This is a genomic window from Afipia clevelandensis ATCC 49720 (genome assembly GCF_000336555.1).
GTDB lineage: Bacteria > Pseudomonadota > Alphaproteobacteria > Rhizobiales > Xanthobacteraceae > Afipia > Afipia clevelandensis.
This window is the reverse complement of sequence record NZ_KB375281.1, coordinates 1,820,759-1,843,191: the sequence shown is the minus strand read 5'-3', so window position 1 is coordinate 1,843,191 and position 22,433 is coordinate 1,820,759. Positions and strand designations below refer to the sequence as shown.

The following is a 22,433-nucleotide window of genomic DNA, read 5'->3' as shown; positions in this document are numbered from 1 at the left end:
CGCAGGCATCATGCTTCGCCCGATTCCTCTCTCAGCAGCTTGGGGCTGGCAAAGCGTGCGAGTTGACCGCCGCGAAAGCCGATATCGTCCCAGTCGTCGATCTTGAAGTCGATCACGGCGACGCCGGAGGTCGGCAGGTTGGCGTCCAGCGCGCGCCGTCCCGCAGGATCGCCGCCGGCGATCAGCGCCAGTGCGAGTTCATGCAGGCCGGGATTGTGTGCGATGATCATCAGGCATTTCGGGTCGGCCGTCGCCGCGCCGTGAATCGCCCGCAACAGGTCTGACGGGCTGGCGCCATACAGTTCCGGCAGGTGACGCGCGCTGACCGCTGGCAGCGCGGTACGAACCAGCTCCCAGGTTTCCCGCGTCCGTGTTGCCGTGGACACCAGCACGAGGTCCGGCCGGTAATTTTCAGCCGCAAGCCAGCGGCCCATCTCCGCGCCGTCGTGATGACCACGCTGGTCTAGCCGGCGATCCTGATCCTTGCCCGAAGGGGCATCCCGCTCGGTCTTGGCATGGCGAAGCAGGATCAGGCGGCGCATACGGTCATCTCGTTCGGGAAAACATTGTCCACTGTGGCATGGGTCCACTCGCGGCGCGGAATAGTGTACAAGCTTACGCAGAACCTGTGACGGGCGCGAGTACCGTTACACCCAGAAAACAACCGCCGCGGTCTGCGATTTCCGGAACAGGTATGGACGAATCTTCTGAAAATCTCACCGGCGCGCCTGCACGCCAGGGTCTGACCTTCGATCTCGATGTCGATATCTGCGTGATCGGCGGCGGATTGGCGGGCCTTACGGCGGCGCTTGAATCCGCGCGCCTCGGCGCGAGCGTGGTTGTGCTCGAAGGCCGCAGCATCGGCTGGAATGCGTCCGGCCACAATCTCGGGACCGTGATGCCGGGATATGGCGTGCCTGCGTCCGATCTGATCGAGCGCGTCGGTTTCGAGGATGCGCGCGAGTTGTGGACGCTGGCGCAGGATGGCGCGGACTACGTCCGCAAGACGGCGGCGCCGATGCCGGACATCGCGCTGACCGACGGCGCGCTGGACGTCTCCCTTGTCGATGCCGGCGATGAACTCATCAGCCAGTTGCAGACCATGGGCGAGGATTTCGGCACCGAGATCGAAGGCTGGCAGGTCGACCGCGTGCGCGAGGTGTTGAAAACGGATCGCTACTTCCATGCGATTCATTTTCCCAAGGCGTTCCAGCTCGACGCGCGGACCTATGTGCGGAGCCTCGCGGCGCTCGCGGAGAGCGCGGGTGTGCGCATCTTCGAGGACACGCCGGTGGTCAGCATCGACCCTGCGGGCATCCGCAAGCGTGTGTTCACGCCGTCGGCGAAACTGCGCTGCACCCATGTCGTGCTGGCCGGCAACGCACATCTCGGCGCGCCCAGCCAGCGGCTGACCGCGACGCTGCTGCCGACCTGGCGCTATGCGGTGTTGACCGAGCCGCTCGGCACGCAACTGTTGCACACCGTCGCGTTTCGCGGCTCGGTGATCGACAGTCACGGCATTGATCATTTTCGTGTTGTCGATGGCGACCGTCTGCTCTGGTCCAGTCCGGAGACGACATGGCAGGGCGATCCGAAGCATTATGTGAAGCGCATTCAGAATCGTATCGCCGCGACATTCCCCGAACTGGGACTGGTGAGCATCGCGGAGAGCTGGAGCGGCATGTTCGGCCAGACCGTGCACGGCATGCCGCAGATCGGCGAGATACAGCCGGGACTTTGGGTTCTCAGCGGCTTCGGGCGTCAGGGTCTGAATACGACAGCGATGGGCGGCCAGCTTGTGGCGCGGAGCATTCTTGCCGGCGACGACCGCTGGCGGCTGTTCTCGCCGTTTGAACTGGTCTGGGCCGGCGGTCCGGCGGGGCGTATCGCCGGGCAGGCGATTGATATGTGGGTACGGGGGCATTCCGCGGCAGCCGGTGCGCTGTCGCGGTACCGGGAGCGGGCGCAGGCGCGGGAACTGGCGCGCGAGGAGGCCCGCGAAGCCCGGATCGCCTCTGCGAAGGCGCAGGCGTCATTTGCGCGGCAGCAGGCGTCGGCGGCGATGCATGAAGAACGGCGCGGGCCGGGTACGTGAGTGGCGAATAAGTCCGGGATCCCGGGGTTATTTCGGCAAGCATATCCGTCGCGGTCCGGGCCTCGCGCGAACGTGAGCCGGATTACAGCCAGACCGGCGTAACTTTTGGCGACAGGGGCCGTAGATCGTGATGGACAGCCTGTTTTCCGATGTGCACGGAGCCTTGACCATGATCGACCGCCGTATCCTGCTCGCATCCGCGACGTCTCTCGCCGCGTTTTCGGCCTTCCGCTGGCTTGGCCTCGGCAGCGCCAGCGCCGGTGAAAAATCCACCGAGAAATTCGAGATCGAGAAGACGCCGGAGGAGTGGAAGAAGCAGTTGTCTCCCGCCCAGTATAATGTGCTGCGCGAAGCGGGAACCGAACGGCCTTTCTCCAGCCCTCTGAACAAGGAAAAGCGCAAGGGCACCTTCGCCTGTGCGGGCTGCGATCTGCCGCTGTTCGCGTCGGAGACCAAGTTCGACAGCGGCACCGGATGGCCGAGCTTCTATCAGGCTCTGCCCAATGCCATTCTCGAGAAGACCGATCGCAGCTTCATGATGGTGCGCACCGAGACCTTGTGCCGGCGCTGCGGCGGCCATCTCGGTCACGTCTTCGATGACGGGCCGAAGCCGACCGGCCTGCGCTACTGCATGAACGGGCTGGCTCTCACCTTCAAGCCGGCCGAAGGCGGCGCGACCTGAGCGATCCGGCAATTCTTGCCCCGCTAGGCAATTGTGCCCCGGTCATCTGGCCGGGGCATTTCATTTAAGGCGTTGATTTTACATAGCAAACGCTGTTGGCACGGCGCTTGCGAACTCCACTTCGACTGCGGCCGTGACTTTTGGGCACCGGCGGGCCGCCCGGATTGAAGCTGGAGACAATGTAATGGGTATCTTTGGAGCTCTCACCACGTCCGTCGCGGGTCTTCGTGCTCAGTCCTACGCGCTGGAAAACATCTCCGGCAACATCGCCAACTCGCAGACCACGGCCTTCAAGCGCATCGACACCTCCTTCCTCGATCTCATCCCGGAAACCGGCGTGAACGATCAGAAGGCGGGCAGCGTCACCACCGCCTCGCGCGAAACCAACACCGTGCAGGGCGACGTGCAGAGCGCCGCCGTCTCCACCTATATGGCAATCAGCGGCGACGGTTTCTTCGTGGTGCAGAAGCCCGGCAGCTTCACCGACAACAATCCGATCTTCAACGGCGTCGACAACTACACCCGCCGCGGCGACTTCACGCTCGACAAGAACGGCTATCTGGTCAACGGCGCGGGTTACTATCTGGAAGGCATTCCGATCGACCCGACCACCGGCAACGTCACCGGCAGCAATCCGCAGGTGCTGAAATTCGGCAGCGACTTCCTGCCGGCGCAGCCGACCACGACCGTGACCTATCGCGCCAACCTCGCGTCCTATCCGCTGACCACCAAGCACGACACCTCCATTCCGGGTTCGGAACTGCTGAATGTCGGCGACTTCACCGTCAATCCGAGCACGGTGGGCACGCCGCCGCTGCCGTATCTCGACAACGCAACCAGCGGCGCATCGGTCAACAGCGCGCTGACCACGCCGACCAAGATCAACGGCTCCACCGCACTGTCGGGCGGCGCGAACACCAATTCGCTCTCGGTGAGCTTCGCGGTCGGCGACACCATCACCGTGAACGGCAACACCATCACCTTCACCGCCTCGGGCGGCCTCGATGACGCCAACAACATTCCTGTCGACAGCACCGTCGATCAGTTGCTCGACAAGATCGACGGACTGAGCGGCAACTCGGCGCTGTCCTCGACGGTCACCAACGGTTCGGTCGTTCTGCACACCGGGATTGCGAGCAATCTCGCCGTCAGCTCAAGCAATGCCACAGCATTCGCAGCGCTCGGCTTCTCCGGGCCTGTTGCCGTGAACCGCCTCGGCGGCGGCACCGCTGGCGCCGGAACGGTGGTCGGCTCCGATGCCGCGACCTTCATCCAGGAATCGATTTCCGGCGGCGCGACCACCGGCTACGACATTTCCGGCTCGCCGGTGAGCATCCAGTTCCGCTGGGCCAAGATGGATTCATCGACGCTCGGCCCCGGCCATACCGACAAGTGGAACCTGTTCTATCAGGTCGATCCGAACGCCACCGCCTCGGCGACGGCGTGGCAGAATGTCGGCACCGACTTCACCTTCAGCGCGAACGGGCAGCTCACGCCGGCGGTCGCGTCGGTGACCCTGACTGCGCCGACCATCAGCGGCATTACGCTCGGCGACGTCACCGTCAACTTCGGGGTGAGCGGCCTGACGTCCTTCGCCGACGCCAACGGCAATGCGCAGGTCAACGACATCCATCAGGACGGCTTCCCGGCCGGCTCGCTGCAAACGGTTTCGATCGGCGATAACGGCCGTGTGGTGGGCAACTACTCGAACGGCCGCAACATCGACCTCGCGCAGATCGTGCTCGCGACCTTCAACGGCGCGAACTTCCTCAAGCGCATCGACGGCGGCGCGTTCGAGGTGACCGACCAATCCGGTCCCGCGATCTACGGCAAGGGCGGCTCGATCACCGGCTCGGCGCTGGAAGGCTCGAACAGCGATATCGCTGACGAATTCACCAAGCTGATCGTGACGCAGCAGGCCTATTCGGCGAACACCAAGGTCATCACCACCGCGAACCAGATGGCGCAGGATCTTCTGAACGTTCTGCGATAGCCGCTGATGTGTTGTCGCGCCACGCGACCTGAGATGGGCAGTTTGTTATGGGTCTGAGCCAAGCTCTTTCGACGGCGATGTCCGGATTGCGGGCGAACCAGGCGGCGTTGTCGCTGGTGTCGTCCAACGTCGCCAACGCCGAAACACCGGGTTACGTCCGCAAGACGACCAACCAGGTGCAGATGGCGACCGGCACCGGCGTCCAGACCATCGGCGTCAACCGCACGCTCGACGAATACATCCAGACCCAGCTTCGCACCGAAACATCGGGCGCGTCCTATGCGAGCACGCGCGCGAGCTTTCTGAACAACCTGCAAAGCATTTACGGCGATCCCGACTCGTCCTCGACGCTGGAGGCGACGTTCAACGCGCTGAAATCGGCGCTGCAGGCGCTTTCCACCAGCCCCGACTCCCAATCCGCGCGGATCGGCGTAATCAACGCGGCGCAGTCGATGGCGCAGCAGTTGAACGCAACGTCCAACGGAATTCAGGACCTGCGCAACAGCGCCGAGCTCGGCCTGACCAATTCGGTTTCGACGGCCAACAATGCATTGGCCGCGATCGCGAACATCAACAAGCAATTGCAAGGCAGCATCGGCTCGACCGCGGCAACCGCCGCGATGCTCGACCAGCGCGATCAGTACATCACGCAACTGTCGCAGCTTATGGACGTGCGTATCGTTCCTGGCAACGGCGATCAGGTCTCCGTCTATACGACATCGGGTGTGCAACTCGTCGGCGGTTCGGATGCGGCAACCCTGTCTTTCAACGCGCAGGGCACGGTGACGCCGGAAACACAATGGAATGCCGATCCAGCCAAGAGCACCCTTGGGTCGATCACCATCACCTATGCCAATGGCGGAAGCATTGACCTCGTGTCCAGCGGTTCGATCCGCTCCGGTGCGATGGCCGCCTACCTTGAACTGCGCGACAAGTCGCTGGTGCAGGCGCAGACCCAGGTCGACCAGCTTGCCGCAGCGATGGCAAGCGCGATGTCGGACAAGACAACGGGCGGCACGCCGGCGACATCCGGCGCGCAGACGGGATTCGATCTCGACCTGTCCGGCCTGCAGTCCGGTAACGTCGTTCATCTCACCTATACCGACAACATCACCGGCACCCAGCGCAATGTCTCGATCGTCCGCGTCGACGATCCGAGCGTTCTGCCGTTGAAAGACGATGTTACGGTCGATCCCAACGACAAGGTGATCGGCGTTGATTTTTCCGGCGGCATGTCGTCGGTGCTGACGCAGCTCAACGCCGCGCTCGGCGGCGCAGGGCTTCAGTTCTCGAATCCATCGGGATCGACCTTGCGCGTGCTGGATGACGGGGCGAGCGGCCTGTCCGATGTCAATGCGGCATCGGTGACGACCACAGCGACTTCGCTCTCAAGCGGCGGTGTCGAGCTGCCTTTGTTCACGGATGGCGGTTACGTTTATTCGGGCGCGATCACGTCCTACGGAGCGCAGCAGACGGGACTTGCAGGCCGCATCACTGTCAACTCGGGTCTGCTGGCGGATCCCTCGCGCCTGATCGTCTATGGCGCGTCGGTGCCTGCTGGCGACACCACGCGCTCGGATTTCATCCTCAAGCAGTTGACCTCAACCAGCTACAGCTATTCGGCAACAACCGGTATTGGATCGTCGACTTCGCCCTACAAGGGAACGCTGCTCGGCTTCACGCAGCAGTTCACCAGCATGCAGGGCAGCGCCGCCGCGTCGGCGCAGCAGTTATCCGAAGGTCAGGATGTCGTGCTGGCCACGCTGCAGAAGAAAATGGATTCGGTGTCCGGCGTCGATATCGACGAGGAAATGGCGAACCTGCTTGCGCTGCAGAATGCCTATTCGGCCAACGCGCGTGTGATGTCCACCGTCAATTCCATGTTCCAGTCGCTGATGCAGGTACTGTGAGGATAGCATGACCATCGAGGGCGTAAGCGGCCGGACATCGTATCTCGGCTCGTCCATCATCAATCTCAAAAGCCAGCTCGACGATCTCTCGCAGCAGCTTGCATCGGGAAAGAAGACGAACACCTATTCCGGCCTCGGCGTTGACTCGGGTGTCGCGACGGGACTGCGCGCGCAACTCGCCGGAATCACCGCCAACAACAACACCGGAACGCTGCTCAACACCCGCATCAACATCGCGAACCTGTCTTTGCAGGGCATCAGCGATGCATCAAGCCAGGTCAAGGGCGCCGCCGCCGGCGCCACACTCACGCTGGACAATACCGGCCAGACGGCAGGCCAGAAAACCGCGATGGCGTCGTTTACGCAGGTGATCGCGCTGCTGAACACCGAAGTCGGCGGCCGCTATCTGTTTTCCGGCCGCGCCACCGATACACCCGCAACGCAGCCCGCCGATGTGATTCTCAATGGCACCGGCACGCAGGCTGGATTGAAACAACTGATCGACGAACGCGCGCAGGCGGACGGCACCACAGGGCTTGGCCGCACGGTGATCACGTCGCCGACGCCGACATCGGTGACCATCGGCGAAGACGCGGCAGGCTCGCCATTCGGCTTCAAGCTTAGTTCGATCACCTCCACGCTGACCGGTTCAACCGTCACCGGTCCTGCCGGTTCGCCTCCTGAAATGTCCGTGGACCTTGGCGCGACCAATCCGCAGGACGGCGACAAGGTGCGGTTTACGTTTTCGCTTCCGGACGGGACATCGGAGACGATCGTCCTGACCGCAACGGCCTCGACGCCGGTGCCTGCCGGCAGCTTCGCCATCGGCGCGGATTCAACGGCGACCGCGTCCAATCTGAATGCTGCGCTCAATACTGCTGTCGGAACGCTGGCGAACACATCGCTTGTCGCGGCATCGGCCGTCGCGGCCTCCAACGATTTCTTCAGCTCGTCGCCGCCGCAGCGGGTCGACACCTCGACCAATCCGCCCGTCGCCCTGCGTAACGGCACGCCGACGGACACTGTCTCCTGGTACATCGGCGAGAACGGCAGCGATCCGGCGCGCGGCACTGCGGTGGCCGGCATCGACGATTCGATCACGGTTCAATATGGCGCGCGGGCCAATGAGGAGGCGTTCGTCGCGGCGCTGAAGAACATCGCGGTCTATGCGGCGGTGACGACGAACGCGAGCAACCCGAATGCAAACGGGCAATTGACCGCGCTGAATTCGCGCATCGTCGATAATCTCGCTGTGCATCCGGGCACGCAGTCGATCGAGGACATTCAGGCGGACTTCGCCGGCACCCAGGCCGCGATCAAGACCGCAAAGGACCGGCAGACCCAGACCGGCGCGGTGGCGCAGGCCATGCTGGATACGATCCAGGGCATCGACGATAACGAGGTTGCGGCCAAGATACTTGCGCTGCAGACCAGCCTGCAGGCGTCCTATCAGACAACTGCGTCGCTCTATCAGATGAGCCTGGTGAAGTTCCTGTAAGCTGTGTGGGCCTTTGCGCCCGCCGGGCTTGCTTTCTCTCGCTGTCCAAAACGAAAAAGGCCTCCTTCTGGAGGCCTTTTCGGTGTCAGGGCGTGTGGATCAAGCGGCGGCGCTGTTGATATCGGCTTCGCTGGTCAGGCCACGGGCCTGATCGAGCAGACGCTTTTCATAGGCGATCAGCTTCTTGGATTCCTTCAAGGCTTTATAGTAATCGCCGCTTAAGATGTAGTTATTGATGTCATTGATCATCGGCGCTGCGCTCGGCACGGCGCTGAGGAAATCGCGCATCACGTCGAAATACACCGCATGGTGCTCCTGCGGATCGTGCGAGATGTACATCAACTGGACCGCCAGGTAGATCAGCTTGGCCGGTGTGTCGGCGGTTTCGGGCGTCAGAATATCTTTCTCGCGCAAGACGGGCAGCCTCTCTCCCTCGATCAGGAATTTTGCTCGCTGATCGGTATTGGTGATCACACACGAGCCGACAATGATCTTCTCGTGGGGCTTGAGTTCGACCTTCAAGGCCATGGCGATTCTCCGTGCGTCCTGATTTCCGGTTTTTGATCCAGCCCTGACGCAATCCTTTCGCTTTATGGTTAACGCGAGGTAAACGGCGGATCACCTCGCCGTGAGCGGGAAATGCGAAATAGCCTTGCGAGATAAGCGTAATCGCGACTTTTTGCGGTGCATGCCCGCCGGCGCAATCCGGACACTTCGAGGCGACCGGTTCATACCTTTTTAGACTGTTGGTTCCAATGTGCCTCGGTTCGCTGATGAAATCGGCGACACGCTTGTACACGTTGCGTCCACACCAGAAAGGTACCTCACATGTCTTCTATCGTTCTCTCGGCATCGGTTCGCCAGAACCTGCTGTCGCTCCAGTCGACCGCCGACCTGCTCTCGACCACCCAGACCCGCCTTGCCACCGGCAAGAAGGTCAACACGGCTCTCGACAATCCGACCAACTTCTTCACCGCCGCCGGCCTCGACTCCCGCGCCAGCGACATCAACAACCTCCTCGATGGCATCGGCAACGGCGTGCAGGTTCTGCAGGCTGCCAACACCGGCATCACCTCGCTGCAGAAGCTGGTCGATACCGCGAAGTCGATCGCCAACCAGGCGCTCCAGACCACTGTCGGTTATTCCAGCAAGTCCTCGGTCACCACGACGGCGATCTCGGGCGCGACCGCTGACGATCTGCGCGGCACCCCGACGGCTGCTGTGGCCGCGACCGCTGGCGTTCTGACCGCCGGTGCGTTCTCGACCATCGACGTTTCGGGCACGGGCTCGGCTGCCGTTCCGGCGACCGCTGCCACGACCATTACCGGTTCTGGCTTCTCGGCTCTCGATGTGTCCTCGGGCTCGGTGACCTTCAACCTGAAGGTTGACGGCGGCGCCAGCACAGCGATCACGATCGATGCTGCTGCGGTCACCGCTTACACCGGCGGCGGCGGCACGCTTTCGGGTACGGCTGCTGCGCTCACCGCGCAGGACGTTGCCGACCTCGTGAACGATCAGTACGGCAGCAACGTCGTGACCCTCAACGGCGGCGAGCTTGAGATCGCTTCGGCCGGCCCCGGCGCGACCTCTGAGGTCACGATCTCCGGCTACACCAGCACCGCCAACGGCGGCAGCACCGGTCTTGCCAACGGCACCAGCACGGGTACCGCTGGTTCGGCGGCTGTTCCGGCTGCTTCGCAGACCTTCACTGTTGCGGTTGACGGCGGTTCCGCCCAGACCGTGACCCTGAGCGCTGCGGCTATCACGACCTATAACACCGCTCACTCTTCCGCCACGGTTAACGCTTCGGCTCTGACCGCTGCGGATGTTGCTGCTGTGATCAACAGCCAGATCACCGGCGCGACCGCTTCGGTCGTCGGCGGCGCGCTGACCTTCACTTCGGCTTCGACCGGCACCACCTCCAACGTCGTCACCTCCGCGGTGACTTCGGCTGGCGGCGCAACCGGCTCGACCGGCGTGACCGCTGCAACCGGCACCGCCGGCGCGGCTGCTGTTCCGAGCACTTCGGCGCTCGGCGGTCTGACCCTGAACATCGCTTCGACCGGCGGTGGCGCTGCCACCACGATCACCTTCGGCGATGGCACGGGCGGCACTGTGAAGACCCTGAACCAGTTGAACGCCGCTCTTTCGGCGAACAACCTGCAGGCGTCGATCAGCACCGACGGCAAGATCACCATCACCACCTCGAACGACTTCGCTTCGTCCACGATCGGCGCCATCACCGGCACCGCGACGAACAGCGGCAATGCGTTCGTCGGTGCGACCGGTGGCGCTCCGGTGGTTGACGCGGTGGCTCAGACCACCCGTGCGAACCTGGTGACGCAGTACAACAACGTCATCGACCAGATCCGCACGACGGCTCAGGACGCTTCGTTCAACGGCGTGAACCTGCTGAACGGCGATCAGCTCAAGCTGGTGTTCAACGAAACCGGCAAGTCCACGCTTTCGATCACGGGCGTGAACTTCAACCCGGCTGGTCTGGGCCTCGGCACGCTGACCGCTGGCACCGACTTCATCGACAACGCTGCGACCAACAAGGTCCTCGCGTCGCTGAACGATGCCTCCAGCACGCTGCGCGGCCAGGCTTCGGCCCTCGGTTCGAACCTCTCGATCGTGCAGATCCGTCAGGACTTCTCGAAGAGCCTGATCAACGTCCTGCAGACCGGTTCGTCGAACCTGACGCTGGCCGACACCAACGAGGAAGCGGCGAACAGCCAGGCGCTGTCGACCCGCCAGTCGATCGCGGTGTCCGCGCTGGCGCTGGCCAACCAGTCGCAGCAGAGCGTTCTTCAGCTCCTCCGCTAATCGCGGAAACAAAACACAACACGGAAACGGCGGGGGAAACCCCGCCGTTTTCTTTTTGACTCCGGTTTGGGCGGGTTTTCGGACCAATAAGGGTCCGCCGGGCAGGGCGCTGGTGCGTCTTTACCTTTTGTTAGGGGAACAATTTAATCGCATCTTAACCATAATTTAAATCGTGCCTTCTAAAGATTAACGCCAAAGACGGCCGTCGATGCGAGCGCCGTTCCGTAATCGGCTTGGCTTATCAAGGAAGGTACTCAAATGTCCGATATCGTTCTTTCGGCGTCAGTTCGTCAGAACCTGCTGTCGTTGCAGTCCACGGCGGACCTCCTGGCGACCACCCAGACTCGCCTTGCCACCGGCAAGAAGGTCAACACGGCCCTCGACAACCCGACAAACTTCTTTACAGCGGCGGGTCTCGACGCCCGCGCCAGCGACATCAACAACCTGCTCGACGGCATCGGCAACGGCGTGCAGGTGCTGCAGGCGGCCAACACCGGCATCACCTCGCTGCAGAAGCTGATCGACACCGCCAAGTCGATCGCGAATCAGGCGCTGCAGACCCAGGTCGGCTACACCAAGTCCGTTGTCACCACGGCGCCGACCGCTGGCGCGAACGGCGCAAACATCCTCGGCACCTCTACTCCGGCGACCGCCGGCACCGTCAGCGCCGGCGCCTTCACCCCGGTCAACGTCTCGGGCGCGGGCTCTGCCGCCGTACCGGCGACCGCAGCGACGACCTTCACCGGTTCGGGCTTCTCGGCGCTGGACGTGACCAGCGGTGCTGTGAGCTTCACCCTGAATGTTGACGGCACCTCGCAGGCCATCACGCTCGATGCGGCTGCGGTCACCGCCTATACTGGCGGTGGCGGCACGCTGGCCGGTACAGCTTCTGCGCTCACGGCGCAGGACGTTGCCGACATCGTCAACGACCAGTTCGGCTCGGCGGCCCTGACCGTCTCCGGCGGTGAACTCCAGATCGCGTCGGCAACCACCGGCGCGACCTCGCAGGTCACCATCTCCGGCTACAACAGCACTGCTGCTGGCGGCTCGACCGGACTCGCCAACACCACCAGCACCGGCACGGCAGGCGTCGCGGCTGTTCCGGCTGATTCGCTGGCTTTCACCGTCACGGTTGACGGCGGCGCGGCGCAGCCCGTCACCATCAGCGCGGCCACGGTTGCGGCCTACAACTCCGCCAACAGCACGACGTTCAATGCCGCGAGCCTCAGCGCGTCGAACATCGCCTCGATCATCAATTACCAGGTCGGCAGCACGGTCGCTTCCGTCACGGGCGGTAATCTCGTGTTCACGTCGACAACCACGGGTGCGGCCTCCAGCATCGCAACCAGCGCCGTGACAGCGGCGGGCTCCGCGACCAACACCACCGGCATCACGGTGAACAGCGGCGCCGGCGCGGCAAGCAGCGGCGGCCTCAACGGCACCACGCTGACCATCGCATCGACCGGCGGCGGCACGCCCACCAACATCACCTTCGGCACCGGCGTCGGCGAGGTTTCGACCATCAACCAGTTGAACGCCGCGCTGCTGCCGAACAACCTGCAGGCCAGCATCGCCACCAACGGCGCCATCACCATCACCACGGCGAACGATGCCGCATCGTCGACCATCGGCGTGCTCGGCGGCACCTCGACCAATCCGGGCGGCGTGTTCGCCGGCCTCAGCATCTCCGCGCCGGTGGTCGATCCGACCTCGCAGGCGACCCGCGCCAATCTGGTCTCGCAGTACAACAACATCATCAACCAGATCAAAACGACGTCGCAGGACGCTTCGTTCAATGGCGTGAACCTGCTGAACGGCGACCAGCTCAAGCTGATCTTCAACGAGACCGGCAAGTCGACGCTGAACATCACCGGCGTCAATCTCGACCCCGCCGGTCTCGGCCTCGGCGCGCTGACCGCCGGAACCGATTTCGTCGACAACGTCGCGACCAACAAGGTGCTGGACTCGCTGAACTATGCGAGCAGCTTCCTGCGCTCGCAGGCATCGACGCTGGGCTCGAACCTCTCGATCGTGCAGATCCGTCAGGACTTCTCGAAGAACCTGATCAACGTGCTGCAGACCGGCTCGACCAACCTGACCATCGCCGACACCAACGAGGAAGCGGCGAACAGCCAGGCGCTGTCCACCCGCCAGTCGATCGCGGTGTCCGCGCTGGCGCTGGCCAACCAGTCGCAGCAGAGCGTGCTGCAGCTTCTGCGGACTTAAGAGACGGCTAAGGGTTAAAGCAGGAAGGCGGCGAGGGGGCATCCTCGCCGCTTTTTTTGCGCCGGAAACAGTTGCTATTGATTGAGACGTCCGCCGGGGCCGATATCTGCAACGCAAGGGAGACAGAATGTGCCCCTGAGAGTCGAGCTCAAGCCGCTTGAGCGCATCGTCATCGGCAAGAGTGTCATCACCAATTCGGAAACGCGCGCGGTTTTCCTGATCGACGGCGATACACCGATCCTGCGCGAGAAGGATATTCTGACGGCCGAGACCGCGAACACGCCGGCCAAGCGGATTTATCTGTGTGTGCAGCAGATGTATCTCGAAGATGATATCCCGAAATATCAGGATCTCTATCTCGGCTTCGTGAAAGACTTGCTGGAAGCCGTGCCCAGTTCGCGCGGACACATAGAAGCCGCAAGTAATCTTATTTTAAGCGGTTATCTTTACAAAGCTCTAAGAGAAATCAGGAAACTGATAAGCCGCGAAGACGAACTCTTGTCGAGGTAATGGATGTCCAACGCTGCCGCCCAGGCTTACGCTCGTACTGCCCAGACCACTGCATCACCTCGCGAGATCGAGGCGCAGGCCTTGCTGAAAGCGGCCAACAAGCTCCAGGATATCGTCAATAATCTCGGCCGGACCGACGACGAATTCGCCGCCGCGCTGCTGTTCAACCGCAAGCTCTGGGCGATCCTGTTGAGCGCCGTGACCAGCGATGACAACCAGCAGCCGATCGAGGTTCGCCAGAACATCGTCAATATCGGGACGTTCGTGCTGACGCAGACCGCGGAGCTGCAGCTCAATCCGCAGCGCGACAAGCTGAAGCCGCTGATCGACATCAACTGCAATCTCGCCGCGGGTTTGTCGGGCCGCGCTTAAGCCGGAGCAGGGCGATGTCCGACATCTACAGCATCCTGCAATCGAACTACGTGGCGGTCGGCTCGAACGTGAACTACTCGAAGGGCCCGTACGTGGCCGTCGATGCTGCGAGCTATGAAGGCAACTGGACCGGCAAGTACGCCAACAACGACCAGTTCAGCATCCAGGTCTCCAACGTCGTGGGCTTCCGCGCCAAGGTGCGCTACCAGAGCGGCACGACCGTGAAGTATCAGGATGTGCTGATCCGCGACAATTCATTCAGGGTGGGCGACTCGAAATTCACCCTGACCAAGCAGGGCACGGCGCAAATCAAGACGGTGATGACCAACCCGGCCACGGGTGCGCAGTCGATGGAAACGGCTTACGCCAAGCAGGGCTGATCGCGCGCCCTGCCGCTGCGAGAATCCTAAACCCTCAGATCGGTATTCCGGCGCATGTTGTCCTCGCGGGCGATGTCCATCGCCCGCAGGTATGCGCGTGCGCGCAGCCGCGCCTCATCGGGATACTGGCGAACCACAAGGCTCGTCCGGCTGTCCACGGTCCGGTAGACGATTTCTGCCGCCGCGCGGTCGATGACCACCTGCTTCGACAGCCGGTCGGTTTCACCTTGCGGATTGTAGCGCGCCTGCACGGAGGCGTCCGGCGCGGTGACGGCCTTGTCCGCTGGAAGTTGCGTCGGGACAGCCGTCCTCGCTGCGTCGGACGCAGGTTCGGCATATGTCGCGACAACCGATGCCCCCACCGGTTTGATGTTGAAATCCGTACTCATGGCAGCCTCTGGCTCCCGTTCGAGTCAAATCCCAACCCCTCCAGTTCCCATACTGGCGGAACCGTCTGAATCCGGTCCTTATGTTGCTGCGGCGAATTGATTCAAAATGTTCGCGTTGTGCGATGCCTCATGGCGAGGAGCATCGCGCAGCGATGCGTCGCGAACCATCATCATCCTTCGAGACGCGCGCCAGAGCGAGCTCCTCGGGGTGAGGAGCTGCGCGTCACGCTATCAAACAGTTCGATGTGAGCTGCTAAAGCGAGCGGCTGATCGACAGCGGCGTGGCATGGCGCTGGTTCGGCATCGCGCGCTGGCCGCCGGCGGTGTAGCCGTTGGGCAGGTTCTTGCGCTGCATCTCGCCGTTGACGCCCCGGATGATGCCTTCGGAAACAGCGTGCGCTGTCGCCAGCACGGTCAGATTGACCTGCAGCATGGCGCGGAATGTATCGTGATAGCGATGCAGCGCGGTGAGCAGTTCGGGAGTCGTTGTCTTGAGATAGTCGCGGCTGCGCGTCACATGCGCGATGGCCTCGACATATTGGCGCGACATATCGCTTTTCTGGGCTTCCAGCGCCATGGCCTCGCGGACATTGCCGCCGCGCACCAGCTCGGTTTCGCGCTCGACAATGCCGAGCAGCGAACTCATGATCTTCATCATGCCTTCGGCGAGTTTGCGGGCTTCGGCCGGTGTCGATGCGGGCGCCGGAGCGGGGGTCTGCTGTTGCTGCTGGCTCATGATGTCCTCCGGCGCGCTCAGGCCGCGCTGTTGGCCTGTTGCAGGATCAGGGTGCGGTAGACGTCGCTGGAGATGCCGACGCCGCCGGCCTGTGCGAACGATTTGGAGTATTGCTCGGTCATCATCGAGCGCCAGATGCCGGTGCCCGGCGTGTTGCCGTAGGGACCGTCGCCCTTGATGCCGCTCATCATCTGCGAAAACATCGAGTTCAGAAACACCGCCTCGAAATCCTGCGCCTGGGCTTTGGCTTTCGCCTGCTTGTCCGGCGAAACTTTCGTCAGGGCATCCTGCAACAGGAGATCGGGACGTCCGCCGGTGAAGGTGACGGGTGCGTTCGTCGTGCTCGGGATGAGGCTCATCACATCACCTCGATGTCGGCCTGGATCGCACCTGACGCCTTGATCGCCTGCAGGATGCCGATCAGGTCGCGCGGGCCGATGCCAAGGCCATTGAGGCCATCGACGAGCTGTTGCAGCGAGACGCCGTCCTTGACCACCGCGAGTTTCTTGCCGTCCTCCTGCACGCCGACGCGCGTGTTCGGCGTCACGGTGGTCCGTCCGCGCGAGAACGGCGCGGGCTGACTGACCTGCGGGCTTTCGGAAATCGTCACGGTGAGGTTACCCTGCGCGACAGCAACAGTGGCGACGCGCACATCTCGGCCCATCACGATGATGCCGGAGCGTTCGTCGATGATGATCTTGGCGCCGAGATCCGGCTCGACCTGCAATTGCTCGATCTCGGTCAGCAGCGCGACCACGTTGCCCTTGAACTCCGCCGGAATGCTCAGTTGCACGGTGGAGGGGTCTACCGGCTCGGCGGTCTTGGTGCCGAGATAATCGTTGACCGCGGCGGCGATGCGCTTTGCGGTGGTGAAGTCACCGTTGCGCAGCGCGAGGCGGACATTCGGCAGCCGGTTGAGGGCGAATTCGATTTCGCGCTCGATGATCGCGCCGTTGGCGATGCGGCCCACGGTGGGAACGCCCTTGGTGACGCTGGCGGCCGCGCCTTCGGCCGAGAAGCCGCCGATGGCGAGCGACCCCTGCGCGACCGCGTAGACGTTGCCGTCCGCGCCGAGCAGCGGGGTGACGAGCAGGGTGCCGCCCTGCAGGCTCTTGGCGTCGCCGAGCGCCGACACGGTGACATCCATCCGGGTGCCCTGGGTGCCGAAGGCGGGCAGGTTACCGGTGACCATCACGGCGGCGACGTTGCCGGTGCGTATAGTGGAGCCGCGGATGTTGACGCCCATGCGTTCGAGCATCGCTTGCAGCGACTGCTTGGTGAAGGGGATGTTGTTGAGGGTGTCGCCGGTGCCGTTGAGGCCGACCACAAGGCCGTAGCCGATCAACTGGTTCTGGCGCACGCCCTCGATGTTCGCGAGATCCTTGATCCGCGATGTCGCATGGGCCGGTGTGCCGGCGGTGATGACGGCGGTCAGCAGGGCGATCGCCATGCAAACTGCCTGAGAAATCCGAAACATCCTCTGCTCCCCGCTGAGGTCTTGGCGGCCCGTTCCGTGCTCCCCACGCAACTGGTCCGCCATTAACTATGCGAGGGCCATGCCAACGGCGTGATGCATTTAAGAGATTGTTTTGTTTGGGTAATTTTCTACGAGGGAGAGTTTGGCATCGGCGCGCCCGGGCCGATCTTTGCCGTATCCGGCATAAATTGCCGGGTCGTTTACCTCCCGTTAACCATAAACGTCGCACTTTGAGGCTGCAGGCTCACGGACCGGCATGAGGCCGAGAGACGCTGCGCAGAGAGATCGGCACGATGCGAATCTACGGACCGAATGGAGCCAATCTGGCCTCGCCGTCGGCGAATACCCGGCGGTCGGGCTCGACCACATTTTCCCTCGGTGACATCAGCACGGCCGCCGAAACCCGCTCCTCAGCTCCGCCCCGTGCCGCCGGCAGTATTGATGCGCTGCTGGCAATGCAGGGTGTCGAGGATTCCACCGAACGGCGCCGCCGCTCGGTCGCCCGCGGCCGGACCGCCCTCGATGTGCTGGACGACCTCAAGATCGGGCTGCTGGCCGGAGCCTTCGATGCCGGTACCGTGGCCCGTTTGCGCACTGCAGCGGCCGATCTGAAGGTCACCTCGGGCGATCCCGGCCTCGATCAGGTGCTGTCCGAAATCGAGCTGCGGGTGGAGGTCGAACTGGCCAAGGCCGGCCAGTCCGCCGGCGGCTAGGGCATTCAGGGGCCGCAAAAGCCCGGCAAGGTTCCCTGTGGATTGGTATTTTGGGCGGGGATTCCGGGGATTTTCGGCCCCCCCGCGATATTGTCTGTCACAAGGCGTCGCTATATAAGCTGCGGCGCGAACGGGCATTTTCCGTCCGCCTTGTACGTCGACATGGACCGCACTTGGAAAAGTTGAAGAACTACAGGCCCTCTGAAAAAGAGCCTTTCATGAACGAGCGGCAGCGGGAGTATTTCCGCCGCAAGCTGCTCGACTGGAAGGATGAGATCCTTCGGGAATCCAAGACCACGCTTCAGCAGCTTCAGGAAGAAAACGTCAATCATCCTGATCTTGCCGACCGCGCGTCATCGGAGACCGATCGCGCCATCGAGCTTCGCGCGCGCGACCGGCAGCGCAAGCTGATTTCCAAGATCGACGCCGCCCTCCAGCGGATCGAGGATAACACCTACGGCTATTGCGAAGAGACCGGCGAGCCGATTTCGCTGAAGCGGCTGGAAGCCCGCCCCATCGCGACATTGTCAGTCGAAGCGCAGGAGCGCCACGAGAAGCGCGAGAAGGTTTATCGCGACGAATAGCCGCTCGCATCATGAATGACATAAATAAAAAGCCCGGCGACCAAAAGTCACCGGGCTTTTTATTGTCTGCGATTACCAGTGATGGTGATGGCGGTGACCGCGCTTGATCACAATCACCTTCTTGTGGTGGCCGCGATGCCAGCCGCGGTCGCGGTGCATGTAGGCGTGCGAATTGCGATAGCCGTGATGATGGTGCATTCCGCGCTCCTTGATCACGACGGTCTGCGCGCTGGCGGCAATCGGGGCCGTGAAAGCGAGTGCCGCAGCGGCTGCAACAACATAAGCAAATTTTTTCATCGTCTCTCCTCTTGTAGGGTGAGAAGAACGGCAGCGAGCGGTGGATGTTCCGGGTGCGATCTGAAGATTTTGATGAATGGCCGTTCAGATTGGTGCCGATCTGATCAGTCAGCTCGCATCTTTCGGCGGATGCTGTAGTCGTGAGGAAAGGGACATCCCTCGCGGCGCGCGACCTGTTTCACCGCCAGTATCGTGCGCTTGAAAATGCTCGCGGCGCGCGCTGCGGAGCCGCCGGCTGCAACATGAGCCTTGAGGCGCTCGATATCCTCCGCGGACCAGCTTGTCTTTGTCGGGCGTCTCATGAGTTCACGGCTTTGGTGGGCGCAAGCCGGGAGACGACGCCCAGTCGTCCATGTGAGACGCGGTTTCAAGCTGGCGTGCCTTCTTCAGAATCGCCTCGCGCTCGGGGCCCGGTGACAACAGCGCAGCCTTGGCGCGCAGGTCCGCCGCCATCGCTTTCCATTCCTGAGCCGGGTCCGTTCGCCTGGTCATTCTGATCCATGATCTGATGATGGGCGCACTATATCGGCTCAAAAATCCCGAGCTTTATCATTTGATAAAGAACCAAAGCGCCCTGAGCGCGTTGGTGGACATGGCGCCACCCGATGCATTGCTCAGAAAACTGAAGTTGCACTCACGGCTCGATGCCCAAGACGTGAGCGCGGTCCGCAAGCTCAGTTTCACCTACCGCGAAATGTCGGCAGGCGATGATTTCTGCCGTCAGGGCGACAAGGCAACATCCTGCGCCATCGTGGATGAAGGAATGCTTGGACGCTATCACACGATGAGCGACGGCAAACGGCAGTACATCTCGCTTCACATCGCGGGAGACTGGGCCGACGCGCAGGGATTGTTCCTCGATCACATGGACCATTCGATTTGTGCGATGGGGCGCGCGTCGGTCTATTCGATTCCGCATCAGGAACTCTTCAAGCTGTTCAAGGAGCGTCCGCAGATCGGCTTCGTGGTCTGGCGCGAGACCCTGATCGACGCTGCGATTTTCCGGATGACCATCACCAACAACAGCAGCCGGCATGGCGCGGCGCGGCTCGCCCACTTTTTCGCCGAACTCTACTATCGGGCCAACGCGGTCGATCTGGTTCGTGGCGGCGCCTGCGCGTTGCCGCTCAATCAGACGCAGTTGGGAGAAACGCTCGGCATGTCGATCGCCACGGTGAACCGGAACCTGCAGAAGCTGCGCAGAAGCGGCGCGGCCGACTGGAGCGGAGGCAGGCTGATCGTGAAAAACTGGAGCAAGCTGACCGCCATCGGCGGTTTCGATCCGTCGTATATTTATCAGAAGGTGCAGGGAAAGCGGTAGCGTCCCGCGACATTACGCGGCGAGGCTGAAGCTGGAAATCTCGACGCGGTTGCGCCCCGACGCCTTGGCCTCATAGAGCGCGGCGTCGGCTCTGTTCAGCAAGGATTGCATCGTTTCCGGCTCGGTCGAGCGAACCGCAATGCCTGCGCTGACGGTTGCGCGCACCGGCCCGCTAACGGTCTGAACCGATGTCGCTTCGATCTGCGACCGGATGCGGTCGGCAACGGCCGCAGATGATTTTGGCGTCGAGTCCGGCATGATGATGCAGAATTCCTCGCCGCCCATGCGCGCGGCCAGGTCGTTGGCCCGGATGTTGGCGTGAATCACGTCGGCGAAGGCCATCAGAATCCGGTCGCCGGAATCGTGTCCGAAGCGGTCATTGATGGCCTTGAAGTAATCCAGATCCATCATCACCACAGCCGTTCCGGCGGGTGCGATCTCCTGCGGATTGTCGAGAAGCGCGCGCCGGTTGAGCAGGCCGGTCAGGGCATCTTTCATGGCGTCTGATTTGTGGCCGTTCGCGATCCGCATCTGGTTGAGGGTGAGGGAGAGTGCGCCCATCCCGCTCAATCCCGCGACCGCGACAATCGAATTGATCTCTTCCGCCCAGTTGGCAGGCCGCGAGGTCAGGATGAGTTGTCCCTGCTCGGCGAGCGCGTAGCCACACGCGATGAACGATGCGGCGGTGATGGCACAGAAAACGGTGTTGGCCGTCATGAGAAGCGGAGATTCCGACCGTGCCCGCCAGTAGTGGCGTCCTGTCATGACAAGAAGAATGCCGATGGCGACGTTGCCGATCATGGTTCCGACGCCCGAGTAACCCAGCGCGAAAGCCTTCGCGGTCAGGAGACAGAAAATCGTGGTGCAGACGGTCGTCGTGGTCCAGTCGGTCTGGCCGGAACAGAACCGGGCACAGCCTGCATGAAGCAGTCCAAATCCCGCAATCAGGAACAAAAACGAGACCAGCAAGAATGTCGCATTGTAATTCTCGACCACTGTGCCGAAGAGGGCGACGCCGACGACGATCAATGCAAGGGCAATCGCCCACATCAAGAGATGAGTCTCGGACCGTCCGATTGCCCACATCATGAAGAATGTCAGGCCAAGCGAGGCGCCCGAAAAGCCGATGGCGACAAGAATGGAAAGCTGATCGAGAAGCATGCGAGCGGGCCGCCTGAGAAATCCTGCCCCTAGATAGGTCAGTGATCGTTACCCAACCAACCACAGTCGCGTCATTCGCCCTTCAAGGTGATCAAATGGTTACCCCGATGGATCAAACAAGCGCATTACCTCTCGCTGCTCCGGCGACTGTGCCGCGAGCGGCCCTGCCGAGCCTGTTGAACGGCTCCTCGATCCATTTCATCGAGGCATATGCGACCGGAATGGTGAGCACGATCACGACAACGGACATCACAAGTCCCGTTTCAAGCGGAAAAGCTGTCGCCTGCGCCGTGCCGCGCAGATGGCTGCAGATGATCTCGAGAAACATGACATTGTACAGATAGAAGCTGTAGCTGATCCGGCCGAGAAACACCGCCTCCGGGCGTTGCAGAACATCGCCAAGAGCGCCGCTGCTGCCATGGTAAAGAGATGCTATGAGAAGGCCGCAGCAAACCTTCTCGGTTGTCGGGCCGGAGAAATAAAGCAGGACGATCATAATGATCCACCCGCTGTGACGAGGCATGATCCGGGCAACGGCGCCGCCGATCCTCGTCGGTATCAGCATTCCAATCAGAAAATACGGCCAGAAGACCTTGATCGGCCCCATTGCCAGACCCTTGATGTTCAGAAAGAGGGCAATGGCAATGCCCGCGAGAAGGAGCCCGGTTTCCCGTCCCAGTAAATAGCCGGCGAAGGCAACCAGAATTGCCGGAGCCGCCAGCATTTCGACGGCTAATGTCCATGTCGCGCCGTTGATGGGAAAGGAATGAAGCAGGGCATTTGCGATGAACCCTTCCATCGAAACCGGAATCCCGAACATTACAAATGCGCCAGTCATCACGGCCAGACAAACAATCAAGGCCGGATAAATTCGCAGAAATCTGCGGAGCAGAAAGACGGCTGACAGTTTTACGGGAGAACCGTTCACACGGCGCAGGCTGTCGAATAAAACCGCTCCGCTGAGAGTAAAGAAGATGGCGACCGCAACCGATCCGTTGAAAGTGCGGAGGACAACCCAGTTGAGCCGGTCATAGACTCCAGCGAGGCTGGAGTAATCCTGTTCCTGAACGCGCGCGATCAGCGCGGGGTCGATGCCGAGTACGGTATGGAAGACCGCGACCGCAAGCGCTGCGTATCCGCGAAGTCCGTCCAGAGCTTCGTTTCGCCGTTCCAAGAATTCGCCCCCCGTTGCGTTGGACGTTAGCATGCACTGTTCCCAAAATCATGGGGTGGCCGCGACTGCAAACGATCGCGGCCCTCATC

General features: G+C 62.2%; 24 protein-coding genes. 13 read left to right on the top strand and 11 right to left on the bottom strand.

Annotated elements, in window-relative coordinates:
• Positions 1-8 precede the first annotated feature (8 nt).
• Positions 9-542, bottom strand: a complete 534-nt coding sequence (locus tag HMPREF9696_RS08875) for a SixA phosphatase family protein (RefSeq protein ID WP_002712648.1) — start codon at positions 540-542, stop codon at positions 9-11.
• A gap of 152 nt (positions 543-694) precedes the next feature.
• On the opposite strand from HMPREF9696_RS08875, the gene HMPREF9696_RS08870 reads away from it, so the two are divergent.
• The 5 genes from HMPREF9696_RS08870 to HMPREF9696_RS08850 all read left to right on the top strand — a co-directional run bounded on the left by HMPREF9696_RS08870 (position 695) and on the right by HMPREF9696_RS08850 (position 8,178).
• Positions 695-2,095, top strand: coding sequence for an NAD(P)/FAD-dependent oxidoreductase (locus HMPREF9696_RS08870; RefSeq protein ID WP_002712647.1), 1,401 nt, complete (start codon positions 695-697; stop codon positions 2,093-2,095).
• Between the two features lie 169 nt (positions 2,096-2,264).
• Positions 2,265-2,777: a peptide-methionine (R)-S-oxide reductase MsrB gene (msrB, locus tag HMPREF9696_RS08865; RefSeq protein WP_002712646.1), complete on the top strand. Its 513-nt coding sequence runs from the start codon at positions 2,265-2,267 to the stop codon at positions 2,775-2,777.
• A 184-nt stretch (positions 2,778-2,961) separates the two neighbouring features.
• A complete protein-coding gene (locus HMPREF9696_RS08860) occupies positions 2,962-4,770 on the top strand; it encodes a flagellar hook-basal body complex protein (protein WP_002712645.1) in 1,809 nt (602 codons plus the stop codon).
• Positions 4,771-4,817: 47 nt separating this feature from the next.
• Complete coding sequence (gene flgK / locus HMPREF9696_RS08855) at positions 4,818-6,680, top strand: flagellar hook-associated protein FlgK (RefSeq protein WP_040301312.1); 1,863 nt, start codon at positions 4,818-4,820, stop codon at positions 6,678-6,680.
• 7 nt (positions 6,681-6,687) lie between these two features.
• Positions 6,688-8,178: a flagellin family protein gene (locus HMPREF9696_RS08850; RefSeq protein WP_002712643.1), complete on the top strand. Its 1,491-nt coding sequence runs from the start codon at positions 6,688-6,690 to the stop codon at positions 8,176-8,178.
• A 99-nt stretch (positions 8,179-8,277) separates the two neighbouring features.
• On the opposite strand, the gene flbT (HMPREF9696_RS08845) is transcribed toward HMPREF9696_RS08850, so the two are convergent.
• Positions 8,278-8,706: a flagellar biosynthesis repressor FlbT gene (gene flbT, locus HMPREF9696_RS08845; RefSeq protein ID WP_002712642.1), complete on the bottom strand. Its 429-nt coding sequence runs from the start codon at positions 8,704-8,706 to the stop codon at positions 8,278-8,280.
• Positions 8,707-9,006: 300 nt separating this feature from the next.
• Between flbT (HMPREF9696_RS08845) and HMPREF9696_RS08840 the strand changes: the two genes are divergently transcribed.
• The 5 genes from HMPREF9696_RS08840 to HMPREF9696_RS08820 all read left to right on the top strand — a co-directional run bounded on the left by HMPREF9696_RS08840 (position 9,007) and on the right by HMPREF9696_RS08820 (position 14,492).
• On the top strand, positions 9,007-11,004 hold the full coding sequence (locus HMPREF9696_RS08840; protein WP_002712641.1) for a flagellin N-terminal helical domain-containing protein: 1,998 nt from the start codon (positions 9,007-9,009) through the stop codon (positions 11,002-11,004).
• A 258-nt stretch (positions 11,005-11,262) separates the two neighbouring features.
• Positions 11,263-13,230: a flagellin N-terminal helical domain-containing protein gene (locus HMPREF9696_RS08835; protein WP_002712640.1), complete on the top strand. Its 1,968-nt coding sequence runs from the start codon at positions 11,263-11,265 to the stop codon at positions 13,228-13,230.
• 129 nt (positions 13,231-13,359) lie between these two features.
• The gene (flbT, locus tag HMPREF9696_RS08830; RefSeq protein WP_002712639.1) at positions 13,360-13,740 is read left to right on the top strand and encodes a flagellar biosynthesis repressor FlbT; all 381 of its coding nucleotides are present in this window, start codon (positions 13,360-13,362) and stop codon (positions 13,738-13,740) included.
• Positions 13,741-13,743: 3 nt separating this feature from the next.
• On the top strand, positions 13,744-14,112 hold the full coding sequence (gene flaF, locus HMPREF9696_RS08825; protein WP_002712638.1) for a flagellar biosynthesis regulator FlaF: 369 nt from the start codon (positions 13,744-13,746) through the stop codon (positions 14,110-14,112).
• Between the two features lie 14 nt (positions 14,113-14,126).
• A complete protein-coding gene (locus tag HMPREF9696_RS08820; protein WP_002712637.1) occupies positions 14,127-14,492 on the top strand; it encodes a hypothetical protein in 366 nt (121 codons plus the stop codon).
• A 26-nt stretch (positions 14,493-14,518) separates the two neighbouring features.
• Here the strand turns inward: HMPREF9696_RS08820 and HMPREF9696_RS08815 are convergent, their stop codons facing one another.
• From HMPREF9696_RS08815 to HMPREF9696_RS08800, 4 genes are all read right to left on the bottom strand, one after another.
• Positions 14,519-14,881 (bottom strand): hypothetical protein, encoded by a 363-nt coding sequence (locus tag HMPREF9696_RS08815; protein ID WP_002712636.1) that lies wholly within the window; start codon positions 14,879-14,881, stop codon positions 14,519-14,521.
• 253 nt (positions 14,882-15,134) lie between these two features.
• Positions 15,135-15,617, bottom strand: coding sequence for a hypothetical protein (locus HMPREF9696_RS08810; protein ID WP_002712635.1), 483 nt, complete (start codon positions 15,615-15,617; stop codon positions 15,135-15,137).
• Between the two features lie 17 nt (positions 15,618-15,634).
• The gene (gene flgJ, locus HMPREF9696_RS08805) at positions 15,635-15,976 is read right to left on the bottom strand and encodes a flagellar assembly peptidoglycan hydrolase FlgJ (protein WP_002712634.1); all 342 of its coding nucleotides are present in this window, start codon (positions 15,974-15,976) and stop codon (positions 15,635-15,637) included.
• Complete coding sequence (locus tag HMPREF9696_RS08800) at positions 15,976-17,094, bottom strand: flagellar basal body P-ring protein FlgI (protein WP_002712633.1); 1,119 nt, start codon at positions 17,092-17,094, stop codon at positions 15,976-15,978. The genes flgJ and HMPREF9696_RS08800 overlap by 1 nt, the downstream gene beginning before the upstream one ends.
• A 293-nt stretch (positions 17,095-17,387) precedes the next feature.
• On the opposite strand from HMPREF9696_RS08800, the gene HMPREF9696_RS08795 reads away from it, so the two are divergent.
• Both HMPREF9696_RS08795 and dksA read left to right on the top strand, forming a co-directional pair.
• Positions 17,388-17,807 (top strand): flagellar assembly protein FliX, encoded by a 420-nt coding sequence (locus HMPREF9696_RS08795; protein WP_002712632.1) that lies wholly within the window; start codon positions 17,388-17,390, stop codon positions 17,805-17,807.
• Between the two features lie 218 nt (positions 17,808-18,025).
• Complete coding sequence (gene dksA, locus HMPREF9696_RS08790; RefSeq protein WP_002712631.1) at positions 18,026-18,391, top strand: RNA polymerase-binding protein DksA; 366 nt, start codon at positions 18,026-18,028, stop codon at positions 18,389-18,391.
• Positions 18,392-18,463: 72 nt separating this feature from the next.
• Here dksA and HMPREF9696_RS08785 read toward each other — a convergent pair whose 3' ends face one another.
• From HMPREF9696_RS08785 to HMPREF9696_RS08775, 3 genes are all read right to left on the bottom strand, one after another.
• Positions 18,464-18,688, bottom strand: coding sequence for a hypothetical protein (locus HMPREF9696_RS08785; RefSeq protein ID WP_002712630.1), 225 nt, complete (start codon positions 18,686-18,688; stop codon positions 18,464-18,466).
• A gap of 104 nt (positions 18,689-18,792) precedes the next feature.
• Positions 18,793-18,990 carry a hypothetical protein gene (locus HMPREF9696_RS21935; protein ID WP_040301307.1) on the bottom strand — a complete coding sequence of 66 codons (198 nt, stop codon included), beginning with the start codon at positions 18,988-18,990 and terminating at the stop codon, positions 18,793-18,795.
• Positions 18,991-18,994: 4 nt separating this feature from the next.
• Entirely contained in the window at positions 18,995-19,180 is a 186-nt protein-coding gene (locus HMPREF9696_RS08775) for a hypothetical protein (RefSeq protein WP_002712629.1), read from the bottom strand.
• A gap of 163 nt (positions 19,181-19,343) precedes the next feature.
• Between HMPREF9696_RS08775 and HMPREF9696_RS08770 the strand changes: the two genes are divergently transcribed.
• A complete protein-coding gene (locus tag HMPREF9696_RS08770; protein ID WP_009736969.1) occupies positions 19,344-20,009 on the top strand; it encodes a Crp/Fnr family transcriptional regulator in 666 nt (221 codons plus the stop codon).
• Between the two features lie 12 nt (positions 20,010-20,021).
• On the opposite strand, the gene HMPREF9696_RS08765 is transcribed toward HMPREF9696_RS08770, so the two are convergent.
• Both HMPREF9696_RS08765 and HMPREF9696_RS08760 read right to left on the bottom strand, forming a co-directional pair.
• Positions 20,022-21,170 carry a GGDEF domain-containing protein gene (locus HMPREF9696_RS08765; RefSeq protein WP_002712627.1) on the bottom strand — a complete coding sequence of 383 codons (1,149 nt, stop codon included), beginning with the start codon at positions 21,168-21,170 and terminating at the stop codon, positions 20,022-20,024.
• A gap of 112 nt (positions 21,171-21,282) precedes the next feature.
• Positions 21,283-22,377 (bottom strand): acyltransferase family protein, encoded by a 1,095-nt coding sequence (locus tag HMPREF9696_RS08760; RefSeq protein ID WP_002712626.1) that lies wholly within the window; start codon positions 22,375-22,377, stop codon positions 21,283-21,285.
• Positions 22,378-22,433 lie beyond the last annotated feature (56 nt).

Bases quoted from the DNA above. Each gene is read 5' to 3' on its own strand.
- HMPREF9696_RS08875 (WP_002712648.1), bottom strand. From the start codon at position 542: ATGCGCCGCCTGATCCTGCTTCGCCATGCCAAGACCGAGCGGGATGCC.
- HMPREF9696_RS08870 (WP_002712647.1), top strand. From the start codon at position 695: ATGGACGAATCTTCTGAAAATCTCACCGGCGCGCCTGCACGCCAGGGT.
- msrB (WP_002712646.1), top strand. From the start codon at position 2,265: ATGATCGACCGCCGTATCCTGCTCGCATCCGCGACGTCTCTCGCCGCG.
- HMPREF9696_RS08860 (WP_002712645.1), top strand. From the start codon at position 2,962: ATGGGTATCTTTGGAGCTCTCACCACGTCCGTCGCGGGTCTTCGTGCT.
- flgK (WP_040301312.1), top strand. From the start codon at position 4,818: ATGGGTCTGAGCCAAGCTCTTTCGACGGCGATGTCCGGATTGCGGGCG.
- HMPREF9696_RS08850 (WP_002712643.1), top strand. From the start codon at position 6,688: ATGACCATCGAGGGCGTAAGCGGCCGGACATCGTATCTCGGCTCGTCC.
- flbT (WP_002712642.1), bottom strand. From the start codon at position 8,706: ATGGCCTTGAAGGTCGAACTCAAGCCCCACGAGAAGATCATTGTCGGC.
- HMPREF9696_RS08840 (WP_002712641.1), top strand. From the start codon at position 9,007: ATGTCTTCTATCGTTCTCTCGGCATCGGTTCGCCAGAACCTGCTGTCG.
- HMPREF9696_RS08835 (WP_002712640.1), top strand. From the start codon at position 11,263: ATGTCCGATATCGTTCTTTCGGCGTCAGTTCGTCAGAACCTGCTGTCG.
- flaF (WP_002712638.1), top strand. From the start codon at position 13,744: ATGTCCAACGCTGCCGCCCAGGCTTACGCTCGTACTGCCCAGACCACT.
- HMPREF9696_RS08820 (WP_002712637.1), top strand. From the start codon at position 14,127: ATGTCCGACATCTACAGCATCCTGCAATCGAACTACGTGGCGGTCGGC.
- HMPREF9696_RS08815 (WP_002712636.1), bottom strand. From the start codon at position 14,881: ATGAGTACGGATTTCAACATCAAACCGGTGGGGGCATCGGTTGTCGCG.
- HMPREF9696_RS08810 (WP_002712635.1), bottom strand. From the start codon at position 15,617: ATGAGCCAGCAGCAACAGCAGACCCCCGCTCCGGCGCCCGCATCGACA.
- flgJ (WP_002712634.1), bottom strand. From the start codon at position 15,976: ATGAGCCTCATCCCGAGCACGACGAACGCACCCGTCACCTTCACCGGC.
- HMPREF9696_RS08800 (WP_002712633.1), bottom strand. From the start codon at position 17,094: ATGTTTCGGATTTCTCAGGCAGTTTGCATGGCGATCGCCCTGCTGACC.
- HMPREF9696_RS08795 (WP_002712632.1), top strand. From the start codon at position 17,388: ATGCGAATCTACGGACCGAATGGAGCCAATCTGGCCTCGCCGTCGGCG.
- dksA (WP_002712631.1), top strand. From the start codon at position 18,026: ATGAACGAGCGGCAGCGGGAGTATTTCCGCCGCAAGCTGCTCGACTGG.
- HMPREF9696_RS08785 (WP_002712630.1), bottom strand. From the start codon at position 18,688: ATGAAAAAATTTGCTTATGTTGTTGCAGCCGCTGCGGCACTCGCTTTC.
- HMPREF9696_RS21935 (WP_040301307.1), bottom strand. From the start codon at position 18,990: ATGAGACGCCCGACAAAGACAAGCTGGTCCGCGGAGGATATCGAGCGC.
- HMPREF9696_RS08775 (WP_002712629.1), bottom strand. From the start codon at position 19,180: ATGACCAGGCGAACGGACCCGGCTCAGGAATGGAAAGCGATGGCGGCG.
- HMPREF9696_RS08765 (WP_002712627.1), bottom strand. From the start codon at position 21,170: ATGCTTCTCGATCAGCTTTCCATTCTTGTCGCCATCGGCTTTTCGGGC.
- HMPREF9696_RS08760 (WP_002712626.1), bottom strand. From the start codon at position 22,377: ATGCTAACGTCCAACGCAACGGGGGGCGAATTCTTGGAACGGCGAAAC.